This window comes from Chamaesiphon sp. OTE_75_metabat_556 (genome assembly GCF_031378165.1).
GTDB lineage: Bacteria > Cyanobacteriota > Cyanobacteriia > Cyanobacteriales > Chamaesiphonaceae > Chamaesiphon.
Map to the genome: position 1 here is coordinate 1 of NZ_JANNDR010000027.1, position 9,475 is coordinate 9,475.

Consider the following 9,475-nt stretch of genomic DNA (forward strand, 5'->3'; position numbering starts at 1 on the left):
AAAAGAATTAACAGTTAAAGATCGGCGTGGTTGGTGTGAAGCAGTAGAAGTGGTCGGCAAGAAAACATTTAAGCTAATAATTGATGCAGAAACTGCCAAACAAAAAAGAATTGATGTGGCAATGACCAAAGCTAAAAAACGAGATCGATCCCAATGTCAAATCACAGGGACAAAGCGAGATAAACAAAATAAAAGTGTAAACATTACTGTTCATCATATTTATGATAAGCATAATTATCAGCATTTAGCTGACTGTGAGGATAATCTTATTACTTTATCGCAAGAAGTTCATGACGAGTTTCATACATGGAATGGTGGTTATCAAAAATCTTGCACTGCCGATAACTTAATTGATTTTGTTCAGCAACTTCACTCAGATAACTATGAGGTGAGCTTACGGCTGAATAAAATCAAACAAATGCTATGTGTAAAAACATGATCTTAATCTTATATTTTAGTCTTTAGCTAGTAACTATTTGAAAATGAATACCAAGATTAAACATTAGTTTTCAGCCACTAATTTGACACTATTTAAGATTTGAAACGATCGAATATCATTCTAAGTACCCACATCTGTTCGGTAGTATCCATTCTAAAAATTAGTGCCATAAGTGCCTGTTCAATGTCTGTCAATTCTTTTCTTCTTTTACCTGAAGCCTCAAGTTCTTGAGCCAGTTCAGCTATTTTCTGTGATATGTCAGTTTTCTTTCGATTCAAAGATACTTTGTTTTCGATCCTAACTAGCTTTTCTTCCATCCATCTGACTTCATCTTGTTGCCATTGTTCTTCTAGAAGATTTTTGACGGTAGGATTCCATCCATATTTAAAGCCTAAAGTGGAAGCCATTGTATCCAATTCATCAGGCTGCAAATCAAATTCCTGCTTTAATCTACCATAAATCCATCCGTCGTTCCACGAACCTGAAAATCTCTCAAGGCGAAGCTGTTTTAAACGATCTAAAAAACTCTGGATGCATAAACTATTTTTATTTCTGAGATTGTTTCTGAAAATTTTACTGTCAAAACTCCTCCATGTCAACAAGCAATACTTACTGACGGGTAAATGTCGAAAGCCAGAAAAATAAATATGACATGTTTCTTCTAGCTTTTTAAGATATATTCTTCAGCGATTAATTTAAGCCTATCACCTTCTAATATCAATCGATCGATCGAATCTTTAATCTCTAAATATGGTTGACGTGTATCTATCTTTTCTCGTTCGATCTGTTTCCTGGTTTCAGATCGAAGTGTACCCGCCCATTTACGTTTACCAAAAATATCTAAGCCGACAGATATTATGCTGTCAGGATGAGATTGACTAGCATTTTGATTGATACTGCGAATGACAACATTTATTTCTTTTTTGATAACTCGTAATTGTTTTTGAGCTAGATTAATTTGTTTAACTTGCAGTTTGACAGATCTAGGATTATCTAAGAATAGAGTAATTCGGCTACTTATCTCTTGAATCTCTTGAATATCCATAGTCTAAATCATCCTCACTTGTTGTAAATCTTCCATTGCTCCCTGATAATCACCTATTGCCGATCGAGCAGTACTTCTTCTGTTATAAGCTTCAGTATTATTAGGATCTATTTTTAATGCTGTTGTGTAAGATTCGATTGCTTTTTGATAATCATGTGACTTATATTGTCTGTTAGCACGACAAATTAATTTATGCACTAATTTACCTCTTATCTCTCGATCTTCAGGTTCTGTGGCTAATATCTCATCTATAGATAACTGCTGGAAAATTTTAATTACACCATTATCTTCGATTCCAATATCTTCTCCAGTGGCAATTACTAGAGTTTCACCATCTTTACTACAGGATGATGAACCAGGGTAAAATGATTGTAGATCTATTAAATGAAATTCTTCCTCATTATCAAAATCATTAATTATCTGTCCTGATGGAAGATCATAAAACTGAGGTGTTGAAATTAGAAGCGATCCATCATAACTAACTTTACATCCAGATAATCCGTCATGTATATCTAAGATGTTTAATAATGTTCCATCGATTGGATTCCATATTTCATGATTGGAATAGGTACTGTCATTGCCAACTATTAAAATCGGAGAATCATTTGCAAAATATAGATTTTGGAAACCTTCCTCAATCATAGATTTAAGAACATTTAATAATTTTCCAGTTTTTAAGTTCCAGATTGCAATTGTATTTTCATAAAAGCTTGCCATTAAATTAAGACCTGGGCTAATTGCCATACTAAAAGGACAACAATCAAACAACTCTGAATTAGTCAATATAGCTTTTTCAACTGATTCGTCCAGTTTGCGAAGGTAGTTAGAACCCTGTGAATCATCATAATCCGGCATACATTCCAAACTAGACAACAACTCTCCAGATTCTAAAGATCGGGTGTTTATTACATGATGTTCAAAGATAATAATATTTTTTGAATTAGAAGTAATTTCAAATATACTTGACCCATTCAATAAACAACATATTGTTTTAATTAGCTTTTGGCTCTTAATATCCCATATTTCTATTCCAAGTCTGTCATCAGAGAAAACCGCAAATATCTTTCCATCGGGACTCACTGAAATGTGCTGTAAGCAATCTGGGAATTTATTAAATATTGTGCTAACACACTTCCATATTTTTTCGGATGAATATCGAACAACTGAATCAGAGTTACCTACTGATATTGCCGACATTTTTTCATTTGATATTTTCCTTGCGAGTTCTAAACCTTTCTTAAAACTCTGTGAAGAATACTGGGATATTCTATTATCTTCTGACAACTTAACGTGTTTTAAATCATAATCATTCATTAGCGAGTACCTATTCTTTCCTTAATTTCTTGTAATTCTGCCTGAGCCTGTCTAATCTGCTCATCAAGCTCTTGTGCCATATCTGCCAATAAATCTTGCCCAACTTCCTTAGCCAGATCGGATCGATATTTCAACTCATATAATTCTGTTTTTTTAACTGCTTCAAACTCTTGCTTAATCCCGCACAACCTCTCTCTACATTGGGAAATTTTGCGAATCACTCGGATTAACTCTGCTACGACTCCTTCTCCTTTCACTGATTCGGGACTGCTCTCCCAACTGTATAAAATAGCCTTGAGTGCTTCCATATCACCCGCTTCATAAGCTTGATTAGCAGCAATCATCAATTCTTGACGGCGGACTTTTTCAACTGGATCTGTGGTCAAATCTGGATGGATACGTTTAGCGACTTCTCGATAGAGTTTTTTGAGATCTTCCGATGGCGTAAAATCTGTTGATGACTCTAGATATGCCATGTACTCAGCAATCTGTTCCTCGATACGATCGAGTTCTGTATATCGAGTACCGATAATTTGCTGATATTCGCGATCGAAATTCTGTAACTCTGCGTGAAGGGTTGTTAAATCTAACTCTCCTTGCACCAATTCTGTTTCGAGTGTTGCCAGTTCTGCCGACTTGCGCTGTAGCTCTTCATCTTCGGGGGTGAGCTGTAAGACTAATTGGTTACTCATTGCAAAATTCCGATCTCTTTACCGGATTACTAAAAGATGTGATGTATCGAACGACTAAGGTTAGTATACATAACTCTTGTAGTTATTTGGGCGAGTACTGTCCACTATCTAGTGTCTACGTGATCTTTGTCTCAAAAAATACCTGTATCTAGCTATTTGATAAACTGAAAATTGCTCATCGCTAGATAAACAAGGTTGGTGATATTTTGAAAAACTCACCCAGATTTTTTGCTTGGGCAAGACTGATATTCCGCTTTCCATTCACCACTTCAGACACTACCCCACTGCTGCCAATAATGCCAATTAGATCGACATTTCGGGTACCGCTGGCTGCCATGATGTGTCGCAATATCTCGGTCGGAGTGGATTTTCCCCACTCATCTAAATTGTGGTGGATCGATTCGTAATCCTCAATCAGCTTAACTACCAACATCAATAATGCTGTCTCCTCTGTAGTGCGATCGAGTCGTTTGTGCATTAATTTCTCAGCCACCGCCAGAAAGCGATCGTATTCTTCCTCAGTCTCAATCACCTTGGGGCTGATATCGGCTGTATTCAACAGATCTAGATATTTTTTCTTGTCAATAGTAGCTGTCATTTTTCCACTCTTCTTTGTCGTATTTAGCGTGAGTTAGAAAGTATTTGTAGTAAATTAGCTGTGCTTCATAGTCGATCGCGACGATTAATCTATACTTATTGCCCTTGATGTTGAAAACGGTGAAGTTACCCACAGCCTCGGCATCCCGATATATGGTCTGAACATCGATTAGACTCTGCCACTTAGCAACCTTAGCAATGTCATTCCAGTCCTTGATTTGTTTCTGAACGTCTGGGTACTGTGCCGCATCTTGACGGAGATTGCGAATAGTTATTAGATGCATAGTCTGCGGTTCCTCTTTTCTATACTCTCACACAGAGAGTGGTGTGTCAATTTCTACCTTTTCAATCTGACTGAATAGATGCCGAAGCGAATAAAGCCCCTTGCGGTTGTCTAATTAGATGGGAAATATAAAATACCGCGTAGTCGATCGGTATCGGCGACGGTATCGATCGCGTTTCTTCTGTTTTAGTCTCCTGCGCGGCTAGGGTTAATCTCGCAGCTAGGCTGGGATTATTCTAACAATAAAAATTCATTTATGTGCAATTTTTCTGCATTAATCTTGAAGCTTTTCCAAAAGTGCTTGACAATCGGAAAGCCAGGCTAGCTGTAGAACATACAACACCTAATAATAATATTAGACCCCTAATAATAATATTAGACTCCCTAATAATATTATTAGTTAGTGTATGGCGTACCCAAACATACCCAAACAAAAACTATGGTAATTAATTGGCAATATTACCCGTAGTTGACAGCAAACCAACTTCAACAAGTAAACATTTTGAGTCGATCGCGTGAGCATAGGTACTCAACATCACCCGCTTATCGTGTCCGGTCTGTTCTGCCAGCGCGATCGCTGTATATCAATGCAGTGAAACAAGAGCTAAATCCTTGCACCTAAAAACAATGGCTGGATTAGTGGGTCTATTTCCCACCAATCCAGCCAAAACAGCATAATATTTACTATGCATAGACACAAAAATTCGGCTGTTAGGACGCGATCTGTTTCCTAAAAGCCTTACCAGCAGCTATTTACCAACCGAAGCCCTCAATGAGGCTTGAACTCATGACCTCTTCATTACCAATGAAGTGCTCTACCACTGAGCTATGAGGGCGTTTGTGAAAGTGGGCCGAGTCGGATTTGAACCAACGTAGAGTCACCCCAGCAGATTTACAGTCTGCCGCCATTAACCACTCGGCCATCGACCCATTTGTTTCACAGCTACTCATCCTAGCATAGATATCTAGAAAAGCAAAGTAAATTTCTAAACACGCTCGAAATTCCGAGCTTCTAGCTGCGATAGCAGTTCGCTACAAGCATCCGTCAGCAGGTCGATAACATAGTCAAAACCATCGGCACCGCCATAGTAGGGATCGGGGACTTCTTTGTCTGGATGCTGGGTGGCAAAGTCACACATCAGCTTAACTTTATCGCGATATTGTCCGTGCGGGTCGAGCGAGAGGATATTTTGATAGTTTTCGCGATCCATTGCCAGGATCAGATCGAAGGCGGTGAAGTCTGCCTTGGTAAATTGCCTAGCACTGCCTAGCATGGGAATCTGCCGTTTGCTAGCGGCGGCTTGCATCCGGCGATCGGGTGGATTGCCGGTATGATAGTTGGCAGTGCCAGCCGAGTCGCACTCGATTCGATCGCTGACACCAGCTTTAGTGGCGAGATGATTCATGATATTTTCGGCGGCGGGGGAGCGACAGATATTGCCGAGACAGACAAAGAGGAGTTTCACGATAGGGGGTAGAGGGTAGAGGGTGGAGGGTAGAGAAGAGACATTAGGAATTAGAGGATGGCTCTAATCTTGTCGATCGCATCGAGATAATCGGGGATGGCTTCCCCAGTGGCGATGCATGCAGCTCGATCGACGGAGATCGGATCGGTACCGGAGAATATCTTACCAAACTCGATCGTCTGACCGCGATCGGGTTTCCAGTCGGGGCTGATGAGGCGGAGATCGGCGTCTACAACTGCACCATCGAAGAGATGTCCGATACAAAAATAGACGTCTTGGAGAATTTTGGGGACGGAGGGTTGGTGGAGTTGGCCGCGTGAATTGAGGCTGCGGGCGTGGTATTTCGATCGGGGGAAGAGTCCGTAGAGATTCTTGAGGGATGCGGAGATCAGGGGTTTGTCTTTGAGGATCGTCCGCTTGAAGGTACCGACGGTAATCCGACAGTCTACTGTTTGTAGTAATGCGGGTGCCCACATGGTTTTGAATCGAGCTGGTGTGGGGGATAGGTTGGGATATTCGATGAGTGGGAGATTGTCAGCATCAAGAAGTTCCATTCCGGCATCGAGCAGGGCATACAGGCCATGTTTGCTGGCAATGTCGTGAAGACTAACTGGGGAACAGACGCCTTCGACGATCGAGATTGTGGCATTGGGGCTGGCTTGGCGTAGAGCTTGTAAAACTTTGCCTAAGATGCCCATACTCACTGTGACGGGTGCCGCGACGGGATAGCCGAGGTTGGGTTTGACGAGGATCTGATGAGCTTTGTAGGCGGATGCCGGAGGTTCGTAGCTGAATGATTGGGTGGTGAAGGTGTGCATGTCAGTGGGGTATGTGGGGTACTCTAAAAATAGAGCACAATTGATTTTCAGCCAAGTTGGCTCCAATGGTTATTTACTATTTTGAAGGAGCTGTTGATGGGAAAGTTTCTAGAGTAGTTGAGATTTTCGAGAATAGTGTAGCACGCAGATATGTTTGGAATAGCATATTAAACATATCCATACTGCTTGTTGGTATTTAGAGTCTTGACATCTGACATCTTTTAAAAATAGCATAGCAGCTCAATTACAGCAAACTAAAAAACAAATTTCAAGCTACTTTAATTAACGTTCGACACAAATAAAAGTATCTAAACCTAATCTGATAAATTATTTAATCCGATCGCTAAACCATGAATCCCTCACTCCTTACCCATCTCCAAACTGCTGCTAACAAGCTAGGAATCGACTCAAAGTCTAAACTGGGCAACGATCTCAAGACACTTACTAGTAAGGCAGATCGATCAAATTATCAAGTCGCGGTATTCGGGCCATTCAATCATGGTAAATCGACATTATTAAATGCAATCTTGGGTAATAAAATATTGCCGATCGATCTGATTCCCACTACTGGATCTGCCATCAAAGTTGTCTATGGTGAGAAGCTGGCAACTAAAATTACTTTAACTAATGGGCAAGTAATCTCGGCAGCCAATACGAATATTTTAACTGAATTTGCAACCTTAGATAACGATCGCCGGATGCGGGATGATGTACTAGAAGTAGAGGTGAGTTTTCCCCATCCGTTTTTACAAACTGGGGTTGAATTACTCGATTTACCAGGGACGAACGATCGCGACGAGCAGGATAACTTGGTACGCGATCGATTATTGGCAGCAGATTTGGTAGTAAATGTGTTGGACGTTCGCAAACTGATGACACTGGGCGAACGCGAACATCTGCGGGATTGGTTGGAAAATCGGGGGGTTAATACCGTGGTATTCGTGGCGAATTTTACGAATATGTTGGAGTCAGAAGAACAAAAGGAAGTTCAACACCGCTTGCGATTTGTGGCGGAGAGTTTTCGATCGCAATTACCACCAGGGATTAGCAATCTCTATCGCGTTGACGCGCTCCCAGCTCTCCGCGCCCGCCTGAAGGGTGATGATGCGACGTTACATACTTCGGGATTGTCGGCGTTTATTTCGGCACTCCAGGCGATTGTTGCTCATCAGCGGGAGGAACTAACCGAAGTGCGGTTGCCAGTGCTGCAATCTTTGGGATTGGAGATTCAAGGATTATTACAGGCGCAGATTGCTAAATTAACAGTAGAAGTTAGTGAAAACAAAGAGAAGTGCGATCGAGAATTAGCTCTCAAACGTCAAGCTCAAACCTTAATTGAATCTGGTTGGGAAACTAGTCTTAAAGAAATCGAGCAATGGTTATATTTACCAAACCTGATCGGCTTTTATCAATCACCACTAACTACGGCTATTCAAAAGCAGGGATTTGGTGAATGGGAAGCTAGCAATGTTCGCCCGCGCTTGAAACATTCACAACAAGAAATTAATGATTGGGCAACAAAAGCTGAAAGCTTTTTTAATACCCCGTCAGTCGAACCGCTCAAAATAATGCTACCCGATCCGCCGGAAGTGTTATTACCAGAATCACCAACGCCACCATCACTAAAACCCGATCCACCATCATTATCTTTAGATGGTTTGACACCTGCGGCACTGGCGACAGGATTGGGCTGGGTATTGGGTGGTCCGCTCGGTGCGGTAGTTGCTGGCAGTGCGAGTACGATTGCCAGTAAACTAGTAGGCGATCGACCATTAGATGCTACTCCCCCATCTAAAGTGGATAATTCAGCGGAAGTATTAGAAGCTTATACAGATGCAGCGGCTGATTATTTAGTGAGACTAAATACTGAAACGATGGTGACGATTAAAGACTATCGCGATCGAGCAATCATGGCAATTAATCCAGAAATTAAGATCGATCGGCGAATCGATCTCCAGCAACAAGCAAAGTTAACAGAATTGGAACAATGTTTGGCAGATATATTGTCCGCTTAAGCGATCGTTCCTTTCGTAGGGGCAATTCATGAATTGCCCCTACGAAAGATTGGAAAAAATACAAATCGTGTATTATTAAATCCTGATTTCTTGGCTCGATCTATCTTGCAATTCAGCGTACATTTAATTTACGATTCTCCCAATAAGTCTCTCCTTTATGCCTCGATCGATCGATATCGGTAAAATCCGCACCAGAATTACCAAGAAAGTCGCAATCTTGCTGTCGATATCGGGATTGGGATTAATATTGCTAAAATTTTTGGTGTGGGATCGGGACAATCATCGGTGGTTAATTGAAGATCTATATTATCAGACACCGATCGATACTAAACTGACTCTCTCGCCAGCACTTACTGACATTTCTATCAACCAACTTCGCGCTACGACGATAACCGATGCAAGTAAACTCGAACCTACTCAAGTCGCCGCGATCTTTCAACCCCAATCTGTCGCCGAAATTCGCCACCTAATTGCGACAGCCCAACGCACGGGGCATAAAATCTCGATGTCGGGAGCCAGACATAGTATGGGCGGACAAATCGCCGCTCCCGACTCAATCCACCTCGACATGCTGAAATTCGATCGAATTGTTTACAACGCCGACACGACGGTGACAGTCGCCAGTGGTGCCACTTGGAAGCAGATTCAGCTCGAACTTGGCAAACATGGGCGGGCGGTGCGGGTGATGCAAGACTCAAATATTTTTAGCGTCGGTGGTTCGCTGTCTGTCAATGCCCACGGCAAAGATCCGCGTTTTGGTTCGCTGATTGAAAGTGTGGTTTCCTTTAAACTTTTGAATGCTCAAG

The 9,475-nt window shown here is 41.4% G+C and carries 10 protein-coding genes, 2 tRNA genes and 1 pseudogene; 3 read left to right on the forward strand and 10 right to left on the reverse strand.

The annotated features are described in order from the left end of the window. Positions 1-439: pseudogene (locus tag RMO27_RS01195) on the forward strand (hypothetical protein); the annotation flags it as partial. Between the two features lie 92 nt (positions 440-531). Here the strand turns inward: RMO27_RS01195 and RMO27_RS01200 are convergent. From RMO27_RS01200 to RMO27_RS01245, 10 genes are all read right to left on the reverse strand, one after another. Beyond that, complete coding sequence (locus RMO27_RS01200; protein ID WP_309728297.1) at positions 532-1,038, reverse strand: hypothetical protein; 507 nt, start codon at positions 1,036-1,038, stop codon at positions 532-534. Between the two features lie 62 nt (positions 1,039-1,100). Continuing rightward, on the reverse strand, positions 1,101-1,484 hold the full coding sequence (locus RMO27_RS01205) for a hypothetical protein (protein WP_309728299.1): 384 nt from the start codon (positions 1,482-1,484) through the stop codon (positions 1,101-1,103). A gap of 3 nt (positions 1,485-1,487) precedes the next feature. Next, on the reverse strand, positions 1,488-2,798 hold the full coding sequence (locus tag RMO27_RS01210; protein ID WP_309728301.1) for a tetratricopeptide repeat protein: 1,311 nt from the start codon (positions 2,796-2,798) through the stop codon (positions 1,488-1,490). Next, on the reverse strand, positions 2,798-3,490 hold the full coding sequence (locus tag RMO27_RS01215; RefSeq protein ID WP_309728303.1) for a J domain-containing protein: 693 nt from the start codon (positions 3,488-3,490) through the stop codon (positions 2,798-2,800). The genes RMO27_RS01210 and RMO27_RS01215 overlap by 1 nt, the downstream gene beginning before the upstream one ends. Positions 3,491-3,671: 181 nt before the next feature. Next, positions 3,672-4,088 carry a transcriptional regulator gene (locus tag RMO27_RS01220; RefSeq protein ID WP_309728305.1) on the reverse strand — a complete coding sequence of 139 codons (417 nt, stop codon included), beginning with the start codon at positions 4,086-4,088 and terminating at the stop codon, positions 3,672-3,674. Continuing rightward, positions 4,072-4,371, reverse strand: coding sequence for a type II toxin-antitoxin system HigB family toxin (locus RMO27_RS01225; protein ID WP_309728307.1), 300 nt, complete (start codon positions 4,369-4,371; stop codon positions 4,072-4,074). Before RMO27_RS01225 ends, RMO27_RS01220 begins: the two co-directional genes overlap by 17 nt. 763 nt (positions 4,372-5,134) lie before the next feature. Continuing rightward, positions 5,135-5,206 (reverse strand) — tRNA-Thr (locus tag RMO27_RS01230). 11 nt (positions 5,207-5,217) lie between these two features. Then, a tRNA-Tyr gene (locus tag RMO27_RS01235) sits at positions 5,218-5,300 on the reverse strand. 56 nt (positions 5,301-5,356) lie between these two features. After that, positions 5,357-5,839, reverse strand: coding sequence for a low molecular weight protein-tyrosine-phosphatase (locus RMO27_RS01240; protein ID WP_309728315.1), 483 nt, complete (start codon positions 5,837-5,839; stop codon positions 5,357-5,359). A gap of 47 nt (positions 5,840-5,886) precedes the next feature. Beyond that, positions 5,887-6,654, reverse strand: a complete 768-nt coding sequence (locus RMO27_RS01245; RefSeq protein ID WP_309728309.1) for a DUF362 domain-containing protein — start codon at positions 6,652-6,654, stop codon at positions 5,887-5,889. A gap of 350 nt (positions 6,655-7,004) precedes the next feature. Here RMO27_RS01245 and RMO27_RS01250 point away from each other — a divergent pair, with 350 nt between their 5' ends. Both RMO27_RS01250 and RMO27_RS01255 read left to right on the forward strand, forming a co-directional pair. Beyond that, positions 7,005-8,669, forward strand: a complete 1,665-nt coding sequence (locus tag RMO27_RS01250; protein ID WP_309728311.1) for a dynamin family protein — start codon at positions 7,005-7,007, stop codon at positions 8,667-8,669. 157 nt (positions 8,670-8,826) lie between these two features. Further along, positions 8,827-9,475 (forward strand): FAD-dependent oxidoreductase (locus RMO27_RS01255; RefSeq protein ID WP_309728313.1); only part of this gene is annotated, 649 nt, incomplete at its 3' end.

Bases quoted from the DNA above. Each gene is read 5' to 3' on its own strand.
- RMO27_RS01205 (WP_309728299.1), bottom strand. From the start codon at position 1,484: ATGGATATTCAAGAGATTCAAGAGATAAGTAGCCGAATTACTCTATTC.
- RMO27_RS01210 (WP_309728301.1), bottom strand. From the start codon at position 2,798: ATGAATGATTATGATTTAAAACACGTTAAGTTGTCAGAAGATAATAGA.
- RMO27_RS01215 (WP_309728303.1), bottom strand. From the start codon at position 3,490: ATGAGTAACCAATTAGTCTTACAGCTCACCCCCGAAGATGAAGAGCTA.
- RMO27_RS01220 (WP_309728305.1), bottom strand. From the start codon at position 4,088: ATGACAGCTACTATTGACAAGAAAAAATATCTAGATCTGTTGAATACA.
- RMO27_RS01225 (WP_309728307.1), bottom strand. From the start codon at position 4,371: ATGCATCTAATAACTATTCGCAATCTCCGTCAAGATGCGGCACAGTAC.
- RMO27_RS01245 (WP_309728309.1), bottom strand. From the start codon at position 6,654: ATGCACACCTTCACCACCCAATCATTCAGCTACGAACCTCCGGCATCC.
- RMO27_RS01250 (WP_309728311.1), top strand. From the start codon at position 7,005: ATGAATCCCTCACTCCTTACCCATCTCCAAACTGCTGCTAACAAGCTA.